Source organism: Haloarcula sp. K1, from assembly GCF_001647155.1.
In the GTDB taxonomy this organism is placed as follows: domain Archaea; phylum Halobacteriota; class Halobacteria; order Halobacteriales; family Haloarculaceae; genus Haloarcula; species Haloarcula hispanica.
In genome coordinates, this window is record NZ_LRHL01000045.1 from 335,628 (window position 1) to 359,703 (window position 24,076).

Here is a 24,076-nt window from a genome sequence, read left to right on the forward strand (position 1 = left end):
CGTTCCAGATTTACGTCCAGCAGCGCTCGGCCAGTCTCGCCGATAGCGGAACTCATCTCAGTATCCGGTTCTGACCGACAGTAAGTACCGTCGAGGCGTGTCTGTGGCTCTCACAGCCGATTGGCAGCGGGTCTAGTCCAAGAGCGACGGGTGATGGGATTGTTCTGGCCTGCTCAAGTCGCACCACGGTCCGTCGAGCCCGTAACAATCGCTACCGCCGGAGAACTGCTTGCGGCCAGTGTGTGACTACACACCTAGTCCGACTCGGAAACGTCAACAGTGAGTACCGGAACGGACGACTTCGTGACGACCTTCTGCGCTGTGCTCCCGAGCATGTTCTTTTCGTACTTGTCTGCCTGCGTTCCCATCGTAACCAGGTCGATGTCGGCGTCAGCAACGTACGATACGATGCGGTCTGCTGGTTTGCCCCGCTGGATAGCCGTCGAGACCTCGATTCCTTCCTGTTCCAGCGTGTCTCGGACGACCGACGTGGCCTCTTCGCCCTCCGTTCGCAGGTTCTCTAGCACCTCGTCCTGCATCTCGTCATCCATCGACAGGAACGCTCGGTCGTCGACGACATACAGCGCGTGGACGGTGACGTCCCGCCCGTCGGCAATGTCGATTGTGTGTTCCAGTACCTGCTTCATTGACGCACTCCCATCCGTTGGAACGAGAATATCGCTATACATCGTTCGTACAAATCAAGTTGTCACAAACATCCCTTTCGATTCTGTTCAGGCATCGCAAACACGGCAGCCGTACCACGATTGTGGCGGACGATGCTCGGTGCAGGCCTGCGTGGCACCGACTTAGAGATAGCCGAGTCGCTCCAACCGCGACTCGAGGTCGACGTCGTCGAAGCCATCGATATCGTATTCTGCCATTTCGTCCTCCCCGGCAGCGAGTTCGGTGATGTCGAGTGTCTCACTTTGCTCTGCGGAGTCAGCGACAACGTCTGACGGTGGGCGATCGATAGGTGTGCCGTCGCTGGGCTCGGACCGCCGGCCCCGCACGACCGCTTCGTACTCATCCGCTCCCCACGCTGCGCGCTTGTATACGGTGTCACCGGGTCCGTTCTGGTACACGAGCGACGCCGGCTGTTGGAACCGGTCCGGCTCGTCAGTGTACTGCTCGGCGTACTCTGCCGTCTGCCCGGTCGGTGGTGCCTGGTACGCAGTCGTCTGCCCGTCTGGTGCGACGAACCACCCGGAGTCGTCCACTTCCCCGTCGAAGGCAGCCAACACGGCGTCAGGAAACCGCGACAGCGTCGCCAGGGACTCGATTCGCCGCCCCTCGGTCTGCCCCGGACCTCGGACGACGAGTGGGACGTGAAACAGTTCCTCCTGCGTGCCCATCCCGTGCATGACCGCGGGTGGCTCTGTGGCGGCCTGTGGGGGTTCTCCGAATCCGTCACCGTGGTCCGCCGTGATGACGACCAGCGTGTCGTCTAAAACGCCGCGTGCTTCCAGGTCACCAATCACCTGCTCCAGAATAGCGTCAGTCTGTCGAATCGCGCCGTCGTACAGCGGTTCGAGCAGCTGTCCGACGCCCGGCGGGAGTTGCTCTCCGTAGACGCTCCACTCCCACTTGATCGGGAGTTCGTCGTGCATTCCCCAGTACAGGTCCGCGCCCCACTCGTCGTAGGCGTCCCGCGTCGCGTACGGCATGTGCGCGTCCATCAGATTGAGGCACGCGGCCCAGGACTCAGTTTGCTCGTCGACCCACTCAGTCAGCTCGTCGGCGTACCAGAAGCCGTCGACACCGTTGCGGGTTTCGGACGGGTCGTCAACGTCTGTTGAATCGGGCCGTTCCGTGACGACGGTCTCGAAGCTGTCGCTGAGCCCGGATGGATGAACGGTGAGATACGGGTTCTCGGTGAATACGCCAGTTTCGTATCCTTCCTTGTGGAGGAAATCAAAGATCGTCTGGCCGGGCTGCAGCCGTTCGGTAATCTTGAGCGTGTGGCCCTCCGCCGGAACTCCGGTGAACAGGCTCGTATGAGCCGGCAACGACCAGCTCGCGGTTGTCCGTGCCTGCGTGTACACCGTCGCCTCACGACCGAACGCTTCGAGAAAGGGGGTGGTTCTGCGTCGATGACCCAACAGCGAGGTGTTCGCCGCACGGACACAATCAAGAACGACGAGTAACACGTTCGGGCGACCCATTGTCAGGCTTTAGAAGGTATCCACGGCAAAAGTATGTTCTGTAACCGCTATCTTTCACGACAGCACCAGTGACCAGCACCGAGATCTTCTACCAGTACGCGTCTGATTTGTCTCTCGCTGCGATACAAGACGCTCGCGATATTCTCACCACTTCGAGGTAGTTCGTCGCTGCTGGAGCTACGCTATGCTCTCAAGACGCACTGGGTCGGGCCTCGCGTGAGTATATTTTATATGGATCGACAGTCTGATACCAACAACGTGGTCAAATCGACGGTCCGGTTTCCCGAAACGGTGATGGACTGCGTCGAGGAGATGGTAGCGGAGGGTGTCTTCTCGAACAAGTCCGAGTTTCAACGCTTCGCTGTCGAGTACGTCCTTTCGGAGATCGAGGACTACGAGCCCGAGATGGTTGATTTCGACGAGCTACAGAAAGAGGTCTTCCAGCACCAGCCGGCTTCCAGCGGGGCCGAGATGTCGCCGGAGATCAACGAGAACTTCTACGAAAACGCGGCGCGCGTCCGGCAGTTCGCGATCCGCGGTGACATCGAGACGGCAGAGGAGTACATCGACACTGCGTACCCCGTCACTGACCCCCGCTGTTTGCTCCTCGACGACTTGCTCGAACCCTACCGACAGCGCGAAACCGAAGACGAATAGGTCGTTTCCCGGAGCCGATACTCGGCTCCCTCGTCGCATCACCGGTTGAACTATTCTACGGCGCGTCAGTCGTCGTCAGCGCGGGCTTCTGGCGTCGCCTCCGAATGTGGCCCGGCGGCGTGTCCTTCGTGCGTCAGCGCTGTCGCGAACAGTTCTTCGGAGACCGCGGGAACGTCCACGTCCTCGACCGCACCCTCGGACTTGATGTCGTCGACTGAACGGGGGTACTTCCTGAGGTCTTTGTGGATCGCGATGCCCGCATCAGCGCCCTCACCCATCGCGATCGGGATCTGATTGTGGCCCGGCGTCAGATCTCCGACGGCGTAGACGCCGGAGATACTGGTCTCGCCGTGGTCGTCGACGGCTACCGTCCCGTCGTCGTTTCTATCGAGTCCCAGTTCGTCGGCCAGCTCCGCGTGATAGTCTGACCCGAGCATCGGGAAGCCGCCCTTGTACTCCCGAACGCTCCCGTCCTCGAACTCGTAGGCCGATAGCCAGCCGTCGTCGTCAGTCCGCTTGCCCGACAGCTCTGTATCGACGATATCGACCGGGTGATTGTCGAGCATCGTCTGCGTCTCGTCGCTCCACTCCGGCTCGTCGCCGCGAGTCAGTATGTCCACGTCGTCGGTGTAATTCAGCATAATCATCGCGACGTGGGCCGCGGCTTCGCCGGTGCCCATGACGAAGACGGGCTCGCCGACGAACATGAACGCGTCACAGTGGAGACACCAGTGCAGCCCTTTCCCGGTCCGCGGCAGCGGCGGATCCGGACGCTCGTCGGCGAACCCGGTCGCAAGGACGACTCGCTTTACTGCCAACTCATCGTCGCTCGTCGTCACGGTGAACCCGTCCTCGTTCCCGTCGGCGAGTGGTTCGACCGATTCGACGAAGCCCCGCTCGTAGGTCCCGCCGTAATCCTGCACCTGCTCGCGTGCAGTTTCTAAGAATTCGTTCCCCGAAACGTCCTCGGTGACGCCGATGACGTTGTGCGTGTCGGTCATCATCGCGGCGCGGCCGCCACCGCGGTTGATAACGATCGTGTCCATCCCCAGTCGGGTGGTGTACAGTGCGCTCGTCAGCCCGGCCGGCCCGCCGCCGACCACGGCCACGTCATAGTCGTACCGCCCATCGGTGTACATTAACACAGAATACGTGCTCGAGGAATAAAAACAGCAGAACAGCGGCCATCTACACAGCAATTCGACGCTGGTGTTACGCTCCGCGAGCGACGCGAACGACAGGCTCGCTGGCACCCCTGTCTCACCCAGGGCCGAGGGCTGCGATGTCGGCCCCGACCGTCGCCTGTGCATCAGCCGGGTTCGGATCACTGTCGGCCAGATGCGTCCATTCGTGGGCGGGCAGCGCCGACAGGTGGTCAGTGATCGCCGTGCTGTACGGCGTCGCTTTCACGGTGCTCTCTTTGTTACCCCAGATGTGGTTGATGACGGTCATCGAATCGATGCGTATCTCGACCGACTCTGGGTCACACCGTGCCGCCAGTGCCCGCAGTCCGAGATGGAGGGCGGCGTATTCGGCGACGTTGTTGTTCGTCCGGGAGCCGACTGGACGCCCGAGTCGGGCAATCGGTGTCTCATCGGCCTGAATCACAGCACCGGCACCGGCCGGCCCGTTACTGTGTGCGCTGCCGTCCACATAGAGCACTACCTGTGCCACGTCGGAGGTAGCCGCGCCCTGCTGTGACGGGGGCGGGCCAGATACAACAAGCTCGTCGATTGCGGTCCGTATTTCATCGGCGGATGTCTCCGGGTCGAACAGGCCACCGTAGCCAGCGACGGCAGCATTGATCGCATCGATAGCGGGGGTGAGTTCGTATCGATACAGGGCCAGCAGCTCGTCGACCCGCGTCGCCAGCGGCGAGAGCGTCTCCGCTGGCAGACGCTCTCTCTCACCTGCTGGCTGATTGTGACGGTCCATCAATAATGCGTAGCTGCGGGTGGCTAAAAGACACTTCGCCGCGATAGGCGAGGGATGGCAGGATGCGTCCCGTGAGTACCGGCTACTGATGAGTCGGGTTTCTGATAAACCAATCGGGACCGCAGTTAACAGCCCCGCGACCGTAGCTGTAGCTACAATGGACCGACGGACGTTCCTCGCTGTGAGCGGGCTCACGGCCGCTGGAACACTCGCAGGCTGTAGTGCCCCCAGTGACGACCAGCAAGGGGACGGCGCGACAGCGACGGCTTCCGGACAGGCCGACGGTTCAGAGACGGCTGTCGAGACCGTCGCCGACGGACTCGAATCGCCCTGGAGCGTCACGCCGCTGCCCGACGGCTCACAGTTGCTAGTCACAGAGCGCGTCGGCCGCGTGGTGTTGGTCGATTCGGCCGACGGAACAATTACGCCTGTCACTGGCGCACCGTCGGTGTACGCGAGCGGTCAGGGCGGGATGCTCGATGCGGCGCTCCACCCCGACTTTCCGGACCCGGCCTGGGTGTATCTGACATATTCGAAAGCCAACGACAGCGGTGCGTCGGCGACACATCTGGGCCGTGGTCGCCTGAACGCCGCTGACGCGCAGTTCGAGACGTTTGAACAACTGCACGTCGCGGAGCCCTTTATCGATTCTGACGGGCACTTCGGGTCTCGCGTCGTGTTCGGCCCGGACGGGTTGGTGTACGTGACTGTCGGCGACAGACAGTTCAAGGACTTCGGGCCCGACCACGTCGCGCAGGACAGGACGAACGAACTCGGGACTACGCTTCGGCTGACGCCCTCGGGTGGGATTCCCGACGCGAACCCGTTCACCGACGACCCGGACGCGGTCGATTCGATATTCAGCTACGGCCACCGCAACGCCCAGGGGATGACCGTCCACCCCGACACCGGCGACATCTGGCAGACCGAGTTCGGCGAGCAGGACGGCGACGAAATCAACATCGTCGAACGGGGCGCCAACTACGGCTGGCCGGTCGCCGACGAGGGCTGTACCTACGGCAGCGGCGATCCGATCGGCGTCAGCCACGCGGAGCGCGACGACGTTGTTGCACCAGTGTATTCGTGGGACTGCGGATCGGGTGGCTTCCCGCCCAGCGGCACGACGTTCTACACCGGTGACGCCTTCACGGAGTGGACCGGCGACTTGCTCGTCGGCGGGCTGGCCTCACAGTATCTCGCCCGGTTCACCGTCGATGGGCGAACAGTCGAAGAAGCGACGCCCCTCCTCGCCGACCGCGGGTGGCGCATCCGCGACGTGGTGGTCGAGCCCGAAACCGGACACGTCCTCGCTGCAATCGACTCGTCTGACGCACCTATCGTGCGACTCCGCCCCGCCTGAATCGAGTGATTCGGCGACAACCGTGTGGGCTGGCGACCTGTGTCCGTAATCTGAATTAGTGTTGGAGCGATGCACCAACGGTGATCGGGGCCGTTCTGGTCCCATACTCCCACAGATCCCTATCGATCAGACTCGACCAGCGAGGCCGGTACCGCGCCATTTTTGCTTCTGAACCCGCTACACTGGCTGTGAACCAGACTGCGATTCTGCACGCCGCGTTCGGAGTACTGATCGTCGCAGGGTTCCTCGTCTCGGCACCTCTGAGCTATGGCCTCTACGGGCTGGGGGCTGCCTGTTTCATTGCCGGCATCCTACTCGCACGGCGGGATAGCGACGGATCGGAAACCGCCGATAGCGTCTGATATCGGAAACGCGACATGGGGTCCGGTATCAGGATGAGGTAGAGCGGTTTGCGGGGCTGTACTGCTCTACCGATATGAACGCCTGTGAGGGTAGTCGTCGGCGGGCGTCTCGGCTTCCTCGGTGGAACCGAGCGGTTCCTTGGGCTTGATCGGGTCGCCCGATTCGAGTCCCTTTTCGGCGAGTGCCACACTCCCCATGACCTCGATGATGAGTCGGTTGGCAGCTCACCGGTGATTGAACCGCTCCCTCTCGGGAGTGGCTATTATGGGTCTGACACCTGATGCCGAAGCATGGACCGGCGAACGCGGCTCATCGTCTATTATCTCGTCATCGTCGTCAGCGTGCTCTCTGGGTTCGTGGTTCTCTACAACTACGGGATGGCTACATGGGAGGGGCGGCCCCAGCCGTTGTACCGCTCGGTGGGGGTCGTCGTTCAAACGGTCACCACCGTCGGCTACGGCGGGGACGCCCCGTGGACGAGCCCGCAGATGAACTACCTCGTCTCACTCATGGCACTCTCGGGACTCGTGCTTATTTTCGCGGCCCTCCCGGTGCTCGTGGTCCAAGTACTTCCCAAATCACCGACGGGGCCGGTCGGATGACCGGCTCACAGCAGGAGAGCGAAGAGGAGGTACGACCCGACGACAGACAGCGACGGCGTGAGGACCCAGAGAATGACGATCCGGCTCGTCGCTGCCGGATCGAACAGGTTCTCGGCGGTCAGTTCCTCGATGTCCTCCTCGCCAATGGCTGGGACTGATGGAGACGTCTCGGGGGTAGGGGACTCTCCGGCTGCGAGTTCGCCCACAGTTGGACCCGCTGGCTTCTCTTCCTCGGTTGATGGGGCGGCGAGAGCGCCAGTACTGAGATTCGGCCCCGGCTTGGACTCGGATGGTGGCGTCGCGAGTTCCGTAAGCGTGACAGCGCGACTCGCTCGGCCCCACCCTAGACCGATGATACAGCAGGTCGTGCTCACCGCGAGGCTCGCCGGAATGCCGTAGTACGAGAGGACGGTGATGATCGTCGCACCGACGGAGGAGACGATGAGGGCTGCCAGAATCGGTAGGTCAGTAATGCCGTCGCCGACGGTTGCGAGAGTGCGTCTGGCGATGGTGAACCCACCGAGGCTGATGGCTGCGACCGCGAGGAGCACGCCCTGATCGATACTGACGGCCCCGTTGCCGACCAGCGGGGCGACTGCGTTCGCAGCGTTCGAGGCCCCCGCGCTGAAACCCATGTAACAGGCGATGGCCAACACCAGCGCCGACCCGATGAGGTCACGGGGGGACGCGTTTCTGTTGAGGCGGAGGCGGGGGAACCGGCCCGACCGGTCGATCTGTACCAACTGCCGTTCGAGGCGCGTAAACGACAGTCGAGCTTCGAGTTGCGGATAGGCGTACCGACCGATGGCCGCCCCGATGACGAGGCCGATGAGCGGGGCGACGATCCACGCGGAGACGATTGTAAACATCAACGCCTCGTTGAGCGATCCCGTCGCGAGTCCGAGCCCCACAATCGCCCCCACAGCCGTCATCGAGGTCGAGGCGGGGACGCCATAGATGTTTGAAACCAGCAGCGAGAGGCCAGTGAAAAACAGGACGCCGACACCGGCTACCGGGGTGAACTGTGCGGCCGGTACGATCCCCTCGCTCATCGTGACGATGACGTTGCGGCCGACTGTCCACGCTCCGATGAACGCGAACACGCTGAACAGTGCCGCCGCTGTTACCTTTCTGACCAGCTTGCTCCCGACAGCCGGCCCGAACGCGACGCCTGTTGACGAACCGCCGATGTTAAATCCCACAAACCCGGCGACGAGTAAGCCGAGGACGAGAAGCAGCGAGACCATGAATATGATCCTCTACGGACCATTTCGGATACAGGCATAATGGCCTGTTCATCTGTCTTCGGTGCTGAGAGGTTTCATCCTGTACGAGGCCGCCGACCAGTGCTACCCGCGGCGTCGGTCACACATTCCGTCGGCGGTTTTATCCGACAGGTGAAACTATCCCTGTCATATGACTGACCAGCCTGTCGACGTCGAACCGGGAGGCGAGAACGTCGCCGGTGAGGCACCCGCCGAGGAGCCGGAATCCGTCACCGACGACGCGGTCGTCCACGACGACGTCGAACTCGAACGGACTATCGGGCTCGTTGGCGGGCTGGCAATCGGAATCGGGACGATGATCGGGGCCGGAATCTTCGTGTTTCCAGGGCTGGCGGCCGCCAACGCTGGGCTCGCAGCCACGCTCTCCTTTGCGATCGGCGGCCTGATCGCGTTGCTTGTGGCGCTGCCGACCTCCGAACTCGCCACGGCGATGCCCCGAAGTGGTGGCGGCTACTACTTCATCTCGCGGGGGATGGGGACGGCCTACGGCGCAATCGTCGGCCTCGGGCTGTGGCTGGGCCTGATGTTCGCTTCGGCGTTCTATCTGGTCGGGCTCGGTCACTACGCGAGCGCTGTGTTCGCCGAGCTCAACGTCGCGCTCCCGTTCAGTCCGGTCATCGGCATCGGACTGTTGTTCGGGGCCGCACTGACTGCATTGAGTATCGGCGGCACGGAAAATACCGCGAAGATTCAGAACGTGGTGGTCGGGGTTCTCCTCGTCGTACTCACGGGCTTCCTTTCCTACGGTGTCCTCGACGCTGTTGGCGTATTCGGTGGCGGCACCGTGCCGGAGCAGTTCTTCTCGAAAGGGTACCTCCCAGTGTTGACGACCGCTGCGCTCGTGTTCACGTCGTATCTGGGGTTCGCTCAGGTCGCAACTGTCGCGGGTGAAATCAAGCAACCGGGTCGGAACCTCCCGCTGGCGATGGTCGGCTCGGTCCTGATCGTTACCGTCTTTTATGTTGTCACGATTTTCGTCGCGACCAGCGCGTTCGGTGCTGATCGGCTGGGGGAATTCGGGGAGACTGCGATGGTCGAAGTCGCCCGTGACTTCCTCGGGCTACCCGGTGCGGTCGCGATCCTGGGTGCCGGGCTGTTGGCGACGTTTTCGAGCGCGAACGCGTCGATTCTCAGTGCCTCGCGGGCAGTGTACGCTCTGAGCCGCGATGCGTTGCTCCCCAGAAAGGCGAGCGAGGTCAACCTCCGCTACGGCACACCACACGTCGCACTGCTCTCCGCTGGCGGCCCGATCCTCGTCCTCGTCGCGACTGGGCGGGTCGAACTCCTCGCCGAAGTCGCTTCGTTCCTCCACCTGATTATGTACGGGCTGATGTGTATCGCCCTGATCGTGTTGCGCCGTCGGAACCCGGAATGGTACTCGCCAAGCTATCAGGTGCCGGGCTATCCGGTGGTCCCGGTCGTGGGCGCGCTCGCGAGTTTCGGACTAATCGTCTTCATGCAGCCCGCGTCAATCGGTATCGGCATCGTGGTCATGCTCGCCTCGTATCTCTGGTACCGTTATTACGCTGGGGACGTGACACTCAAAGGAGACATCTGATTATGACGGACCGACCATCAATACTCGTTCCGCTCCGCGTGCTCGAAGGGGAATCGGTCCCCGAGGGTGTCCCCGAACTTCTCGCACACGCTCACGTTGTCCTGCTGGGGTATCACGTCATCCCGGAACAGACTGCTCCCGGACAGGCGCGGATGCAGTTCGAGGACCGGGCCCTGGAACGGCTCGATGACTACGAAGCCATGTTCGAGGGAGCCGGAGCCACTGTCGAGCGGCGGCTCGTGTTCACCCACGACGGCCAGAAGACCATCGACCGTATGATTGCTGAGCACGACTGCATGGCTGTCCTCGTTCCGAACGCGACGGGGCCGGTCGAAGACGTGCTAGTCCCAGTCTGCGGGGCCATCGGGGTTGATCGCCTCGCCCGTGTCGTCGCGAGTGTGTTCGGAGAGATGGACGCCGACGTAACGTTGTATCACGTTGCGGATGAAGACACGACGGACGACGATATCCAGACACTCCTCGGGGGGATGGCGGATCGGTTGGCGGAGTTCGGGATGGACCCCTCGAGGGTCGAGACCCGTATCGACCGCGATCAGGATCCCCTCGACGCGATTGCAGACATAGCTGACTCGTTCGATACGGTTGTCATGGGTGAAACCGACCCGTCCCTGGCGACGTTCGTGTTCGGGATGCCTGCCGACCAGATCGCCGAGCGATTTCTCGGGCCGGTGTTCGTGGTCCAGCGCGAACCCGCTCCGGAGGACGAGGACGAGTAACTCACCCAGTCGGCTAAGTGGTCGGTGGTGCATGATAGCCCTCCCGGGTTCAGTTCACCACCGACCACGGATAGACGCCTGCCACGCTCACGTCCATGTTATCTCACGGTACAGTGAGGACGACATATCGGTTCAGTGGGCGTCCGGAGACGCCGACGGTGCCACACTGCGAACGGCCAGTATCCTTCGGGAGGAACTGTAATACACGGCTGTGATCGCCAGATAGTTCGAGGTACACGGCTTCTCGGTAAGCTGTGATACGTACTCCCAATACAGGAGTCACTCCAAGGCACCGGAGTCACACCGGGCCGGAATCCATTTCCTTTGCTTCGCTGTACTTTTACCGTTCCCAGAGTCCGAAACCACGCGAAAGCAGGCGCAAGACGGTTTACGACAGTCACACCAGATTAGCCAAATATTAGAGGGCGCAAGTACCGCATATGCGCCGACGGACGGTTCTCAAATCGACCGGTGCGGTTGGAACGATTGTTGGAGTCGCCGGGTGTCTCGGTGGTGGTCGCTTCGGGGATTCGAACCCCGATGTCGTCCTCGAAGAGCCCGACCGCGAGTTCGAGAGCAGCGACGTTCCGTATCCTGCGTGGGGCGAGCAGATTCCGGACGTGAGTGTCCCTGCGCCGGCCGAATCCACAGAGATTCGACTGCGCGACGTTGAAACCCCAGCCCTCCTCACGTTTTTTTACAGCCACTGCCAGACCGTGTGCCCCGTTCTCATCTCGACCCAGCGGAACATTCAGAGCCACGCACAGAACAACGGCTACGCTGATGCGGTCCGGTTCCTCCCGATGACCTTCGACCCCGCTCGTGACACTGCAGAACGACTCGGGGCGTACGCGGACGAGATGAACGTCGACGTCGATAGCGAGAACTGGCAGTTCCTTCGGCCAGCGTCGAAGCAGCGAGCCAAGGATGTCATACAGGAACAGTTCGGGGTTGTGTTCCAGCGAACCGAACCTGAGGACATGGATATGTACATGTTCACGCACACAGCACTGACGCTCCTGGTCAACGCTGATGGGTTCGTCGAGCGTGCCTACCGCTCGAAGTCGCCGGACGAAGAAACCATCATTTCCGACCTGAACACGGTGAGAAACGCGTGAACCGCCGACAGGTCGTGGCAGCGATGGCAGGGCTCGGTCTCACCGGTGGGAGTCTATGGGTTGCCCAGAACGGGCTGTCGGGTAGCCAGACCGGGAACACAGAACAGCTTCCGATCCGCGTGGAGACGCTAGATGCACACGGCTCGTCGGCAGGCGAGACAGCCGTGCCGACCCCGGGAACTGTCACGGTGATCGACCTCTTCGCTACGTGGTGTGCGCCCTGTGACGACCAACTCCGGATACTAAACGCGATGCAGCCCGAGTACACTGACGTGTCGTTCGTCTCAGTGACGAACGAGCGGCCCAGCGAGACACTGACGAGGGCTGACATCAGCGCGTGGTGGAACCGGAACGGCGGTGTCTGGACTGTCGGCCTCGACCCCGGAAGCGAGTTGCTGGCGGCACTCGGGGCGGACGGACTCCCGTACATCGCGATTACTGACGAGAGCGGGACCGTCCAGTTCGGCCACAGCGGACTCGCCGGGGAAGGGACGCTTCGAGACGAACTCGACGCACTGGTGTGAGATGGCCGGAGCTGCCGTACTCGGGACACTCGCGTTCGCCGCGGGCGCAGGCATCACGACGTTTTTCGCGCCGTGTGCGTTCCCGCTGCTCCCGGGGTATATCGGGTACTACATGAACGAGAGCGACCGAGATGTCGGTATGCTACCACCTGCCACCGCCGCTGCTGGTGGGGCACTCCTTGCGCTTACCCTCGTCGCGCTGCTCGTCCTCGCACTCGGGCAGCCACTGAAAAACGCACTCCCGATGCTCGAACCGGTAATCGGACTCGGTCTGATCGCGTTCGGCGTCGTGATGCTCCTGAACAGTGAGCCAGAACTCCGCGTCCCGTTACCAGCACGACCGGCGTCGGTAACCGGGTTCGGTGTGTTCGGTGCTGTGTACGCGGTCGCTGCAGCGGGCTGTGTCGTCCCGTTGTTCTTCGGTGTGGTCTCTCAGGCCCTCGCGTTGCCACTCCGCACAAGCGTTCTCGTACTGGCGGTGTACGCGCTCGGGGTAGCAATTCCGCTTGTCGGTGTGACACTCCTTGCGGGCGCTGGCATCGAACTCTGGCGCACCGTTGGTACGCACCTGCAACGAATGCACCAGCTTGCAGCCGTCGTGATGATAGTAGCCGGCGGCGGACAGATTTATCTCGCAGTGTTCGAACTCGGTGTCTTGTAGTCCGCGCTACGTTCGCGTGGATGCACTGGTCACCCGCGTCGGTACAAATCGAGTCGCTGCAGGACCGACCCGATCAGTACGGCGATGGGAATGATTTCGAGCCGGCCGACCCACATATTGAGTATCAGCATAGCCTTCGCAGTGTCGGGCATATCTGGCCCAGTGATGCCACTGCTGAGGCCGACGTTGCTCTGTGCGCTCATCACGTCGAAAATGACGTATTCGAGCGGGTGAGCCGGTGAGAGAACGCGGAGCAGGACCGCGACACCGATGACGAGGAACGTAATCCAGAGGATGAACACGACCGTCGCTTCGGTGTACTCGCGCTGTGCCTGTTCTTCGCTGAGACGGCGCTCGCCGATCTGCAAGTACTTGATAGCGGTTTGCGGGCGGAACACGTCCTGTATCTGCCAGACGGTCCCCTTGACTAATGTTACCACTCGGATGAGTTTGAGGCCGCTGACTGTCGACCCTGCTGCACCGCCAGTGAGCATCCCGAGACAGGCCCACAGTGTCGCGCCCGCACTCCATACCTGCTCGGTCCCGCCGCCGATTGACGCGCTTCCGAAGCCGGTGTTTGAGGTCGCGGAGACGAACTGGAACAGCGCAACCCTGAACGTCTCTTCGAGTGTCGCGTACTGACCGTTCGCGTATAGAATCCCCGTCAGGACGAGGGAGCCAGCGGTAAACCAGATAAACACCCACCGGGTCTGTAAGTCGGCGTACAGGTTCCGTATTTCGCCTTTGAAGATCAGATAGTGGATGGGGAAGGCGATACTACCCGCGACCATGACGGGCACCGTCGCGTACTCGATCAACGGGCTGTCGTAGAAGCCAATCGACGCCGAGTGAACGGAGAAGCCGCCCGTCGCAATACCGGTCATCCCGTGGTTGATAGCGTCCCATAACGGCATGCCAGCCAGCAGGAACAGGGCAATCGAGCCGAGTGTCAGTCCGACGAAGATCTTCCAGATCTCCCGGACGGTGGTGACGATGCTCGGATGAATCTTCTCGGAGCGGGCCTCACTCTCGTAGAGCGTATACGAGCCACTGCTCCCGCCGCCGCGTTGAAGAATAGCGACGGTCAGGACAATCACGCCGACGCCACCGACCCACTCGATGAACGACCGCCACCAGTGCAGCGACCGCGGCAGTTGCTCTTCGGTTTCGGCCACCGTAAGCCCGGTTCCGGTGAAACCGCTCATGCTTTCGAACACGGCATCCAGCGGGTTGAGAAACACAGCTGTGGTCTCATCCATCGCTGGCGTGTTCATCCAGACGGGGAGCGGGTCGAGCTGGATGGTCCATGCGATGAGGAGGAACGGGAGGCCGCCGAGGATACCGATAAGTCCCCATGCTGTGGCTGCGGTGACCATCGCCTCGCGTTTCTCCGGCGGCTCGGCATCCTGATAGCGCCAGACGAGTCCGCTCCCGAGAGCGGCCATGACGAGCGCCGAGATGATGAAGGCCGGAACCGCGAAGAACTCGCCGTTTACCGCTGCGACGAGAACCGAGATCACCATCATCAACGATATGGCTTGCACGATGCGACCGACGTCACGTCCGACGGTTCGTCCGTTTACAATCATGTTAGCAATAACGACTAGGCCGACAACCGAGGCGGAAACAGCGGCGTAATCGAAGTCTCATCATCGGCATATCGGTCACCGGATTCTCAGAGTGGTGGGCAACGGACTGCTCATAGGCCGAACCCGTTCGAATCGTTCGTTGCGTGGTCTTCGTAATGGCCGAAGATGTCCGTCACCTCGGGCGTCGCCCCCGATCCGGAGTACACCGTCAACAGGTCGCCTGCTTCGATACGGGTCTGCCCTCGGGGCGTGATGGGTGCGTCGGCGTCTTTCCGTTCAATCGCGACAACGAGCGTATCGGCATCCAACAGTCCCTCCTCGTCGGCTTCAATGAGTGTCAGCCCGGCAATCGGTGCCGCCTCGGTGACTGTAATCTCGAACACTTCGGCAACGTCGCCGACCCGCATGTAGTCAACAATCGATGGCCGGTCGACGGACCGGAAGAGTGACTCCGCAATGAGGCGCTGTGGGTTCTCCATCGTATTGACGCCGATCTGCTTAAAGAGGTTCATGTGCTCCGGATTGTGGACGACCGAGACGATTGCGGGGATGTCCAGTTCCTGTGCCAGGAGGGACACCATGACGTTGGTCGCATCCTGGTCCGTCGTCGTGATGATGGCATCCGCGCGGTCGGCACCGGCATCCTCAAGCGTCTCTTTGACGGTCGCATCCGCGTTGAGGACCATACAGTCGAACTCGCTGGCGACTTCGTCCGCCCTCGCCGCGTCCCGCTCGATGACGACGACTTCGTTTCCGGTTCCCGTTGCAATCTCGATGAGCGGCGTTCCGATATCGCCTGCTCCGACAGTGATTATGTACATATGTTCTGTGTGCTAGGTGCTGTAAAATCCGCAGACACCAGGGATCACGCCTCACTCACCGTCCGCTCCGAATCGAAGACTTCCCCGAGATAGTGCCACCGGTACTTGCCGCCCTCACCCTCGATATCGGGTTCCCACTGGACACGGTAGGCGAAGGGGCCACGCCCCTCTCCGGTCTCGTCAGGCCGTTCGACGACGACAATCGTGTATGCCCCGTGGTCCTCCGTCCGAACGAGTGTCTCGCCCTCCCGGGCTTCGATAGCCTCAGTGAGCGGCGGGTGTTCGCGTAGCAACTGCTGTGCGTAATGGACAATATCGCTGAGTTGGCTGTCACTACTGTCCTGCAGTGCAGTGATCGCTTCCTCGGGGACGCTTTCAGGCGGTTGGGTATCGAGTACAGTCATATATTCGTTGCGTACCTCGTACGGACAGTCGGCGCATCTTCCGGCCTCCTATCCCTGCTGTTGCTGAGATCGTAGTCACTGCTAGAATACTGACTCATAATAAGTGTTGCCGATTAACTACTGAATACGTATTTTATGCCTACTAAATTCAGCACTCCGAAATACTGTCAATTGGAATATGGTATCAGCGCTTGTAGTGGCTGCCTGCTCGAACGCGGTCAAAAAAAGCGCGATGTGCAATTCAGTACAAAACCCTGCGTCGGGAGAACGGTCACCAGACAGGGTTTACGACGGCGTAATCGGTTCGTTCGTCTCACCGAACGCGTCCAGCGTCGACTCGGGTACCCCGTCCCGAGCAAACACGGAGATAAGGTCGCCGGCACGGATTTCTGTATCGCCTTTCGGCGTAATCATCTCGTCACCTCGTTCGATAGCGATGATAAGGACCTCTTCGTCGAGTAGTGACTGTTCGTTCGCATCACGAAGTGTCGTGTCCACAATCGGGGCTTCCGGACTGACGGTCACGTCGACCACTTCCGCGCCGCCGGAGAGTGACACCATGTCGGTCATCGCCCCCTGCTTGCTCGCGCCGTCCGGCCCGAACGGTTCGTAGGGCGTGAAATACTCCTCCTGAATCAGGTCCTCGTCCTCGATCTCCAGGCCGAGCTTGCTGAGCTGGTGGGCGATCCGAGTGAGGTCACTCATTTCCTCGCCGACGGCCTTGATCTGGAGGTTGCCGCGGCCGGTCCGGAGTTCCCGAACGTTCACCACACCGGGGACCGTGAGCGCCTTTCTGGCCAGGTTCTCCCGCTCGCTCGCAGAGGTGTTACAGACGAACAGATTGGTCAAGCGACTCTCACACCGCTCGTAGTCGATATCGGCGTGATACCCCTTGATAATGCCCGCATCTTCGAGCTGATTGATGCGGTTGCGAATCGTCCCCGGAGAGACGTCCATCTCCTCCGCGACCATCGGGGCCGAGATGTTCCGAGCGTCCTGCTGCAGCGCGTGGATGATGCGCCTGTCGATTTCGTCGAGACGCCGACTCATACGGGGACTACAGGGTGCGTGCCAATCCCTTTTTCCCCTGAGCGCGACGGACGCCGGCCTGTGGTTCGAAATCACGACGAGCGGATGCTGACGCTGACAGCGTGATAACGTTTGTGGCGGTGCACAGCGGTCGTGCGGTTCTCAAATACTGGTATCCAGGCCGGGTCGGCGTCCGGAACTCTGGAAGCGGCAAACTACATTTCCGCTGGACTATTCATCGGGACAGCTTTTGCAACCGAACTGGCCCCGAGTTCCGGTCTACGGGTCACCATTCACTACGCTCGCTTGTGCTCGGGTGTCGCTGCCGCCGCTCTTTGGCGAATATGGATTTCATTCGATACATACTACGGTATGCACAATCTACCGGCGTATTTATTGCGGATAAACAATCAGTACGTAGCATGGCTCACGCTGAAACTAGTCTGCAGGAGTTTCTGGAGCGGTCCGATACCGCGCCACCACAACGAATCCTCTATCCGATTTTCGGGACACACGACGACTTCACGTTCGAGACGGCACTGAACATTGCAGACGGTGTCGGCGGGGAACTGCTCGTTCTCGATCTGTTCACGGGTGATGCTACCCGGAGTTCGGAGACCACGTCCGTCGGTCGAAAGCTACTGCAGGCGCGACTGGACGAGACGCACACCGCTGACGCGCATTTGATCGTCGAAGAGACCGACACGCCACTCAAGACAGCAATCAACGTCGCACAGCAGCGCCACGTCCAGTTGGCTGTACTGGACGAGCACACGCCCGAATTATTCGGCGAGGGGCTCCGAGGTGACGCAGCCGACCGGATGCGAAAGAAAGCATCGTGTGATGTCGTCTCAGTCACGTACTCACGGGCTGACTCGGGAATTTCGTCGGTACTTGTCCCGATTGCAGAGGGCACGCATTCCGCCCTCGGCGTTGTCGTCGGCGGCGCGTTAGCGATGGGTGCAGATGCACCTGTCGACCTCTTCCATGTGTCCGAAACGAAAGACGAGACTGCGGTGGCACGAGCATCGACGCTGTTCGAAACAGCACGAAGCCGCCTCCCCGAGGCAGTCACAGTAGATACGTGGCATCTCGAAGCACCCGATGTCGCGGAGGCAATTATCAACGAGTCCGCTCACTACAATGTCACAGTGATGGGCAAACCGACCCAGAGCCGCCTCCGGGAGTTCGTCACGGGCTCGGTGACTGCGGCCGTCACGGACGAATCCGAAAACGCAGTACTGACCGTCCAGCGAGATGGCGGTGATGAGGGATTCGGCTTCGAGCGAAACTGACCGATTCAGGCTGAGTGCTCCGGAACTTGACCTTGCTGTGATGCTGGTCTCCGCGGCGCGACTGTCCTACAGCGAGGCCGCGTCGCTCGCCAGTTCGTATGAACAGATATGAATGGTGGCGGCGAACCGCGTTTCCCAGAGGCTCGCGCACTCCAGTACTCCCCGGAACGCTGGTGGGCTTATCTTCCGTGTTCGGGATGGGTACGGGAGGCAACCCCACCGCTGTGGCCGCCTATACGATACCTCTGACGGCCACAGGTATAAGAGTAGCTACTTGGAGACGGGAGCCGTCGAAATATCGTCCAGTCACTCAATGGAACAGGTCTGCACGGAACACGAGACCGTCCCAATCGGTTCGTAATCGCGTTCCGGTCCGCTAATCCACTTCTCAGGACTACCGGTTAATTCGATATCATCGTCGGGAGTCCTGATCTCGCCACGGCCAGTGTGAACGTTCAGGCTAGTGTTTAGATCTCAGTCCATCGCTCATTCGAACTGGCCGCTGAAGACTATTTCGTCAAGTGGTTTCCGACCGCTCGGCTTTTCGTGCTCTTTGAGGTCCTCAGGTAACGTCTCGGGATCAGCCCGTTCACCGACGGCGATCATTGCTTCGGCGTCGAATTCGTCTTCTGGGACGCCCAGAGCTTCGTGGATCCGATCCCAGTCGAAGCCCGCCATCGGGTGAACAGCCAAGTCGCGCCGGGCGCCCTCCAGAGCGAGATTCTGCCACGCAGCACCGGTATCGAACGAACGCGTCCCAGCGGACTCGCCGTTGTGCTCGAGGGTGACCTTCGAGAAAACGGCAATGAGCGCGCCAGCATTGCGTGCCCATGAGCGGTTGGCTTCGTTCAGCAGGCCGAGGAACGACTCCCATTCGTCGTCCTCACGGGTGGCGTAGACGAATCGCCAATGCTGATTGTTGAATGCGGACGGTGCCCAGCGCGCGGCTTCAAACAGCGGCAGCAGGTCATCTTCAGCAAGCGAATCACCAGCCATCGCACGCGGCGACCAGCGATTAACGAAGAGCGGGTCGACGTCGTGAGCAGGGTCCCGGTGTTCCGAAATCTTGTCGTCGAGGCTACGGCTGTAATACGTCTGTGACATCGTGTACGGTCGTTCGGTACGCCCGCTTATGTATTGATGGCAACACAGCCACAATCAGGTGACACCGACGCTATCAGTCAGTACCTGTCGAGTAATAAGATACGAAGTGCCACAGCCACACACGGCTGAGCAACTCACTGCGACTGCAGCCTGCGGATCGGTCAGTGGGCCGATGATGGAACGCCGAGCGAGACGCCGGTGAGGAATATCGGGAGGCCGGCGATAGCAACGACGGCGGCGCTGGCTGTGGCAATAGGGACAAAAAGCACGCCCAGTCCGAACGGCGCAGGCAGTACCGGGAGTACCGGTAGCATCGACAGTACGAACCCGATAGCGGCCGTTTTCATCGCTAACCGACGGTTCCCGTGGCCGACTGCGTACCCGGCCGGGAGAAGCACGAACGCGGGTCCAAGAACTAACAGCGCCGACACCGGGGGCGTGAATCCGTCCGTGACGACCATCGGAGCCGCCACTATCGTCGCTCCCAGCGCGATGCTCGCTCCGACTACTGCACCGCCAACGACCGCACGATAGCTCGCACGCTCACGGACACGCCGCTGTGAAAGTGCTATTCCACACACGAACAGCGCAGTGCCACCACCGAACAGCGGTGCCGCTATCCCACCCAACCGCAAAACGCCCGTCGCTCCAAGCAGCGACAGGGCAGTCGCTAACGCGCCGAACCCGGCGAATGCGACGCCTGCGGAGTCCCGGACTCGTTTGAAGTCCCAATCGAGCCAAGAGAGCCCTCCAGCGGCCGCGCCGATCAAGAGGGTAAACACCGCTGCGGGGAGCGTGATGTATGCGAGCGCCTTCACCGCCATCACGGGACCGAGAAGTGTTCCGACCGCGAGGAGACTCAACACCGGCCCAACGGCCGTATCACGGGGGACGAACGTCACGACACGCCCGTCGTTCAGTTCGGTCAGCGTCATCCGCTGGCCGTCGTCTGAGACGGTCGCGCCGTCAATGGTCCGCCCGACTCGCATCCCATCGGGGGCAACGATGACGAGGCGATCAGCGCCGAGGCCGTCGAGGTTTCGATAGCCGTAGGCTTCGGTAAACTCGCCAGTGCGGACCGCCCCGCCGACAGACTGCTCGGCGAAATCGGCCTCGCGGTAGCGCAGCGTTATGACGCCGTCGCCGGAGACGTTCGCGCTCAGAAGCTCGGTGTCCCACATCGCTCTGTCGGCGATAGCGGTTCGGAGGCTCTCGTTCGCCCGGAGACGTGCAACCCCATCTGAGTCGGACAGGCGGTTGTGGACGACCCACGTTGCGCTTCCGTTGGCGTTGACGGCGACGGTAGCGTTGCTGTGGGTGACAGTGACCGAGACGCCGTGGGACTCGGCCGTCGATTCGAACGTGTCACCGCAGGCGTCACACAGCGGCCGCGGCGGCGGCGCTGCACCAGCGGGCATGGCAGTGACGAGGAGTGACGCACAGACCAGACAGCGGAGGGCGAGGTGGTGGAGTCGATGCGGGGCCATATAACATATCTACCTTGTCATGTGTTAAGAGCTATCGATTACTCAAACAACAGTTATACCAACACGGACGGCGAGTGACACTTCGGCCAAAACATCTCTGACAATTGTACCGTCTAATACATATCGCGTGGGCGATTCAGGCCGTATTCAAGTATCGGCGGTGTCAGTGTGGTGGCTGAGCGGAGCGGCCGCCGTTTGGGCCTCGTCGATTACTCCTGCTGCCCACCCGATCACATCGGGGTGCGTACAGCGGATGATATCGAATCCGATGTCGCGCTCCCGGTCGATGGTCAGAAACACCGTTTCGCCGTCGATGAGGTCGATACTGCAGGGAACAGATTCGTCGAGACTGTAGTACGTCACGGACGCCGTCGCGGCCTCGATAGTCTGCCAGCGGCCACGGAGGTCAGCGTCTGAAAGCATCGTCTCGGTCAGGTCGGTGTCGAACACGACGGTCCCATCCGCTTCGTTGCCTGCCCGTACCGCCTCCTCGTACGTGTACATCGGGAGCGCGATGAACGTTCCCAGGAGCGAGCGGAACGACGACGCGTTCTGGATAGCGTTAGCGACGATGCGGGCCGCGGCGAGTGGGTCGGCACTCTGGTCGGCCACGAGTTGTCCCTCGGCGAGACACCGCAGATCGAAGTCGAACCAGTCTGTCGGCAGTCGCTGGACGACGTCGGGATACTCCTGTCCGATGGAAACCGTCCCGAGTAACTGCGTGAAATCGTTGTAGACAAGCTTTCCCAGGCCGGTTAGCGCGTACACCTTCTCCCCGTTCCGTCGCGTGATCCAGTCACGGTCCTCTAAGTCACCGAGGATTCGACTGAGCGTCACGCGCGTCACCCCCGTCCGGTCGCTCAGTTCGTCACGACTGCAGGGACCGTCAGACAAGAGTTCGAGGACGCGAAGGCGGTGTTCCGAGCGGGCGAGGAACGCCACCGCTTCGATGGCATCGCTCGACAGCCCCTCGGCGGACCGGGCCGCTGTTCCGTTCTGCAGGTTTGCGGTCGTCATTTGGGTATCCAGCGATAGTTTAGGACTGCCTAAAACAGTTTCTCCTTCGGCCTGTTGTCCGAGTTTAGATGTGCGTATCCACGAAACCGGTGTCTGATTATCTGGGATGTTCTTATTCAGTATAACAACTTATATCGACAGAACCACGATGGTAGGCAGAACGCCGTGACAGCAATCGAGATCGAGTCGCTCAGGAAGTCGTACGGCGACGTGACTGCGATACCGGACCTCTCGCTCAGCATCGACGACGGCGAGTTTTTCGGGTTGCTCGGGCCGAACGGCGCTGGCAAGACCACGACGATGGAGATACTCACCGGACAGCTCAGTCCGGACGGTGGACAGGTGTCGGTACTCGGTGTCGACCCGGCGACGCAGCCAACAGCGGTCCGCGAACGAGCGGGAATCCTCCCGGAGAAGGAGTCACCACCGAGTTTCATGACGCCGCGCGAGTACTTCGACTTCGTCGGTGCTATCCGGGATATGCCCGACGACGCGGTGACCGAGCAGACCGAGTCGTGGGCCGACCGTCTCGGCTTTACCGAGAAACTCGATACACTGTCATCGGACCTTTCGCGGGGCCAACAGCAGAAAGTGATGATCGCCGGTGCGTTCTTCCACGAACCGGACGTCGTGTTCATCGACGAACCGCTGGCGAACCTCGACCCGATCGTTCAGGAGTGGGTCAAGCGCTTCCTGCGCTCCTACCGGGACGACGGCAACACAATCGTCGTCACCACACACGACGTAGACGTCGCCGCCGAACTCTGTTCGCGGGTCGGCATCATGTACGGCGGCGACCTCGTCGCCGACGTCCGTCCGGCGGAACTCGACGCCGATGTAACGCTCCTCGACGTGTTTCTGGACAACGTCGACGCAACAGTGGACCGGGGAGCCAACCCGCTGACACATGAGTGACGGTCGGGCGCGCAGGGTGTTCGTCGAGATGCTCCGCGAGGAGTGGCGACTCCACAGCCGGCTCTTCCGCGGCAGTCACTTCTCCCTGTTTCCGGTGTTCATCTGCCTGCTCGTTGGCGGCGCAGCCAAGCTTCTCGCTGTTACCGGGACCGAACCGAAAACCGTGTTCGCCGGGCTCCACGCACTGGTGTTCGTCTTCGGTCTCCACACGGGGTCTCTCGGATTTGTGGGACGGGATGCCCTCCGGAACCTCCTCGGTGACGTGACGCTGCTGGTGTTCTCTGCCCGCACGCTCCCGCTGTCGCAGAACACGTTGCTGGGGCTGTTCGTCGTCAAGGACAGTGTCTACTACGCAGTGCTGTTTCTGCTGCCGATCTCTCTGGGAACGGTGCTTGCAGTCCATGGCGTCGCCGGGCCTCTCCTCGTCGCTACGACTGTCTCCCTTCTGTGGATGACCCTGGCACTGACGTTCGTCCTCGGGATGGGAACGACGATTGCGGCCCTCGGTCTCACCGGCCGCGGCGTTCCCGGTCTGGCACTACTCGCGGCCCCACTCGTCGCAGTCGGTGCAGCGCTGGCCGGCAGTGTCGATGTCGTCTCCTACACCCCCTACGGCCTGTTTCTCGCTCAGACTCCCCTGCGGGTCGGCGCGACAGCGACCGTCATCCTCGGCGTCTTTCTGCTCGGGGCGCTCACCTTTGACGCGACCGCGCCTCGCTCCGCTCGAACAGTCGAACCGGCCTTCCGCCGGTGGTGGCGACGGATCGGTGACCCAGTTGCGACCAAGAGCCTGCTCGACATCCACCGGAGCGCAGGCGGGTTCGGGAAGGTCCTTTTCTCGGCGGCGGTGCTGTTCGGTGTCACCGCCGCGCTGGTCGATTTCGCCGGCCAGATAACGGGCGTGCCACCGTCGACCGGAATCTCGTTCGGTGCGATTCTCGGGCTCTCGGGATTTACGACGTATAACTGGCTCACGCAATCCGACGACGTTACCCTGTACTTCGCCCATCCCCTCTCTGTGAACGCCGTTTTCGCGGGGAAGTTCCGGGCGTTCCTCCTGCTCGGCCCGCTGGTCGGACTCGCGTTCTACGGACTCGCACTGGCCTGGCGTGGCGGGCCGGTCGCCGAGGCGGTCGTCGGGGCCGTCCTGCTCGTCGGTGTCGCCTGCTACATCTTCGGCACCACCGTGTACCTCACCGGCCTCTCTCCGAACGAGTTCCTCTTCGACACGGCCCTGTTCGCTGTTTTCGGCGCGGCAATGGTCCTCCCGCTGGTCCCAATCCTCATCGCCGGGTTCGCCATCTCACCGCTGTCCGGGCCCCTGCTTGCCGCGCTCGGTGGGTCTGGTGGCGTCCTGGGCGCTGTCGGCGTCGGCCTTTACCGTCGGTCGTTACCGAAGTGGGCGACGCGGTATCAACAGGCGTGAACTGCAAAACAGCTGTCCGTGAC

The 24,076-nt window shown here is 61.5% G+C and carries 25 protein-coding genes and 1 rRNA gene; 12 read left to right on the forward strand and 14 right to left on the reverse strand.

Annotated features, from left to right (window positions below; all coding sequences use genetic code 11):
- Positions 1-254: 254 nt before the first annotated feature.
- Positions 255-689 (reverse strand): universal stress protein, encoded by a 435-nt coding sequence (locus tag AV929_RS19960; protein ID WP_064289090.1) that lies wholly within the window; start codon positions 687-689, stop codon positions 255-257.
- Positions 690-809: 120 nt separating this feature from the next.
- Positions 810-2,165: a sulfatase gene (locus tag AV929_RS19965; RefSeq protein ID WP_050038345.1), complete on the reverse strand. Its 1,356-nt coding sequence runs from the start codon at positions 2,163-2,165 to the stop codon at positions 810-812.
- Positions 2,166-2,396: 231 nt separating this feature from the next.
- Between AV929_RS19965 and AV929_RS19970 the strand changes: the two genes are divergently transcribed.
- Positions 2,397-2,822, forward strand: coding sequence for a ribbon-helix-helix domain-containing protein (locus AV929_RS19970; RefSeq protein ID WP_196220011.1), 426 nt, complete (start codon positions 2,397-2,399; stop codon positions 2,820-2,822).
- Between the two features lie 65 nt (positions 2,823-2,887).
- On the opposite strand, the gene AV929_RS19975 is transcribed toward AV929_RS19970, so the two are convergent.
- On the reverse strand, positions 2,888-3,961 hold the full coding sequence (locus tag AV929_RS19975; RefSeq protein WP_050007604.1) for an NAD(P)/FAD-dependent oxidoreductase: 1,074 nt from the start codon (positions 3,959-3,961) through the stop codon (positions 2,888-2,890).
- Between the two features lie 121 nt (positions 3,962-4,082).
- Complete coding sequence (locus AV929_RS19980; RefSeq protein ID WP_064289091.1) at positions 4,083-4,757, reverse strand: ribonuclease HI family protein; 675 nt, start codon at positions 4,755-4,757, stop codon at positions 4,083-4,085.
- 157 nt (positions 4,758-4,914) lie between these two features.
- On the opposite strand from AV929_RS19980, the gene AV929_RS19985 reads away from it, so the two are divergent.
- Both AV929_RS19985 and AV929_RS22515 read left to right on the forward strand, forming a co-directional pair.
- Positions 4,915-6,117, forward strand: a complete 1,203-nt coding sequence (locus tag AV929_RS19985; RefSeq protein WP_064289092.1) for a PQQ-dependent sugar dehydrogenase — start codon at positions 4,915-4,917, stop codon at positions 6,115-6,117.
- A gap of 188 nt (positions 6,118-6,305) precedes the next feature.
- Positions 6,306-6,479 (forward strand): hypothetical protein, encoded by a 174-nt coding sequence (locus AV929_RS22515; protein WP_014031096.1) that lies wholly within the window; start codon positions 6,306-6,308, stop codon positions 6,477-6,479.
- Positions 6,480-6,545: 66 nt separating this feature from the next.
- Here AV929_RS22515 and AV929_RS22845 read toward each other — a convergent pair whose 3' ends face one another.
- Complete coding sequence (locus tag AV929_RS22845; RefSeq protein ID WP_255355560.1) at positions 6,546-6,668, reverse strand: hypothetical protein; 123 nt, start codon at positions 6,666-6,668, stop codon at positions 6,546-6,548.
- A 102-nt stretch (positions 6,669-6,770) separates the two neighbouring features.
- On the opposite strand from AV929_RS22845, the gene AV929_RS19990 reads away from it, so the two are divergent.
- Positions 6,771-7,082: a hypothetical protein gene (locus tag AV929_RS19990; protein ID WP_064289093.1), complete on the forward strand. Its 312-nt coding sequence runs from the start codon at positions 6,771-6,773 to the stop codon at positions 7,080-7,082.
- A 5-nt stretch (positions 7,083-7,087) separates the two neighbouring features.
- Here the strand turns inward: AV929_RS19990 and AV929_RS19995 are convergent, their stop codons facing one another.
- Positions 7,088-8,329 (reverse strand): inorganic phosphate transporter, encoded by a 1,242-nt coding sequence (locus tag AV929_RS19995; protein ID WP_014031099.1) that lies wholly within the window; start codon positions 8,327-8,329, stop codon positions 7,088-7,090.
- A 169-nt stretch (positions 8,330-8,498) separates the two neighbouring features.
- Here AV929_RS19995 and AV929_RS20000 point away from each other — a divergent pair, with 169 nt between their 5' ends.
- From AV929_RS20000 to AV929_RS20020, 5 genes are all read left to right on the forward strand, one after another.
- Positions 8,499-9,926 (forward strand): APC family permease, encoded by a 1,428-nt coding sequence (locus AV929_RS20000; protein WP_008311883.1) that lies wholly within the window; start codon positions 8,499-8,501, stop codon positions 9,924-9,926.
- 2 nt (positions 9,927-9,928) lie between these two features.
- Entirely contained in the window at positions 9,929-10,663 is a 735-nt protein-coding gene (locus AV929_RS20005) for a hypothetical protein (RefSeq protein WP_064289094.1), read from the forward strand.
- A gap of 440 nt (positions 10,664-11,103) precedes the next feature.
- On the forward strand, positions 11,104-11,781 hold the full coding sequence (locus AV929_RS20010; RefSeq protein ID WP_014031101.1) for an SCO family protein: 678 nt from the start codon (positions 11,104-11,106) through the stop codon (positions 11,779-11,781).
- Positions 11,778-12,305, forward strand: coding sequence for a TlpA disulfide reductase family protein (locus AV929_RS20015; RefSeq protein ID WP_050007886.1), 528 nt, complete (start codon positions 11,778-11,780; stop codon positions 12,303-12,305). Before AV929_RS20010 ends, AV929_RS20015 begins: the two co-directional genes overlap by 4 nt.
- A gap of 1 nt (position 12,306) precedes the next feature.
- Positions 12,307-12,966 (forward strand): cytochrome c biogenesis protein CcdA, encoded by a 660-nt coding sequence (locus AV929_RS20020; protein ID WP_014031103.1) that lies wholly within the window; start codon positions 12,307-12,309, stop codon positions 12,964-12,966.
- A gap of 29 nt (positions 12,967-12,995) precedes the next feature.
- Here AV929_RS20020 and AV929_RS20025 read toward each other — a convergent pair whose 3' ends face one another.
- From AV929_RS20025 to AV929_RS20040, 4 genes are all read right to left on the reverse strand, one after another.
- On the reverse strand, positions 12,996-14,555 hold the full coding sequence (locus AV929_RS20025; RefSeq protein WP_014031104.1) for a TrkH family potassium uptake protein: 1,560 nt from the start codon (positions 14,553-14,555) through the stop codon (positions 12,996-12,998).
- Between the two features lie 110 nt (positions 14,556-14,665).
- Entirely contained in the window at positions 14,666-15,376 is a 711-nt protein-coding gene (locus tag AV929_RS20030; RefSeq protein WP_064289095.1) for a TrkA family potassium uptake protein, read from the reverse strand.
- Positions 15,377-15,420: 44 nt separating this feature from the next.
- Positions 15,421-15,780: a hypothetical protein gene (locus AV929_RS20035; RefSeq protein WP_050038343.1), complete on the reverse strand. Its 360-nt coding sequence runs from the start codon at positions 15,778-15,780 to the stop codon at positions 15,421-15,423.
- A gap of 285 nt (positions 15,781-16,065) precedes the next feature.
- Positions 16,066-16,830 (reverse strand): Lrp/AsnC family transcriptional regulator, encoded by a 765-nt coding sequence (locus tag AV929_RS20040; RefSeq protein ID WP_014031107.1) that lies wholly within the window; start codon positions 16,828-16,830, stop codon positions 16,066-16,068.
- Between the two features lie 401 nt (positions 16,831-17,231).
- On the opposite strand from AV929_RS20040, the gene AV929_RS20045 reads away from it, so the two are divergent.
- Complete coding sequence (locus AV929_RS20045) at positions 17,232-18,104, forward strand: universal stress protein (RefSeq protein ID WP_014031108.1); 873 nt, start codon at positions 17,232-17,234, stop codon at positions 18,102-18,104.
- 113 nt (positions 18,105-18,217) lie between these two features.
- Here AV929_RS20045 and rrf read toward each other — a convergent pair.
- The 4 genes from rrf to AV929_RS20065 all read right to left on the reverse strand — a co-directional run bounded on the left by rrf (position 18,218) and on the right by AV929_RS20065 (position 21,712).
- Positions 18,218-18,340: ribosomal RNA gene (rrf, locus tag AV929_RS20050) — 5S ribosomal RNA — on the reverse strand.
- Between the two features lie 250 nt (positions 18,341-18,590).
- A complete protein-coding gene (locus tag AV929_RS20055; RefSeq protein WP_064289096.1) occupies positions 18,591-19,208 on the reverse strand; it encodes a nitroreductase family protein in 618 nt (205 codons plus the stop codon).
- A gap of 161 nt (positions 19,209-19,369) precedes the next feature.
- Positions 19,370-20,695 carry a hypothetical protein gene (locus AV929_RS20060; protein ID WP_064289097.1) on the reverse strand — a complete coding sequence of 442 codons (1,326 nt, stop codon included), beginning with the start codon at positions 20,693-20,695 and terminating at the stop codon, positions 19,370-19,372.
- Positions 20,696-20,842: 147 nt separating this feature from the next.
- On the reverse strand, positions 20,843-21,712 hold the full coding sequence (locus AV929_RS20065) for a winged helix-turn-helix domain-containing protein (RefSeq protein ID WP_064289098.1): 870 nt from the start codon (positions 21,710-21,712) through the stop codon (positions 20,843-20,845).
- A gap of 165 nt (positions 21,713-21,877) precedes the next feature.
- Between AV929_RS20065 and AV929_RS20070 the strand changes: the two genes are divergently transcribed.
- Entirely contained in the window at positions 21,878-22,627 is a 750-nt protein-coding gene (locus tag AV929_RS20070; RefSeq protein WP_064289099.1) for an ABC transporter ATP-binding protein, read from the forward strand.
- Entirely contained in the window at positions 22,620-24,053 is a 1,434-nt protein-coding gene (locus AV929_RS20075; RefSeq protein WP_050006924.1) for a hypothetical protein, read from the forward strand. The genes AV929_RS20070 and AV929_RS20075 overlap by 8 nt, the downstream gene beginning before the upstream one ends.
- The last annotated feature ends 23 nt before the right edge of the window (positions 24,054-24,076 follow it).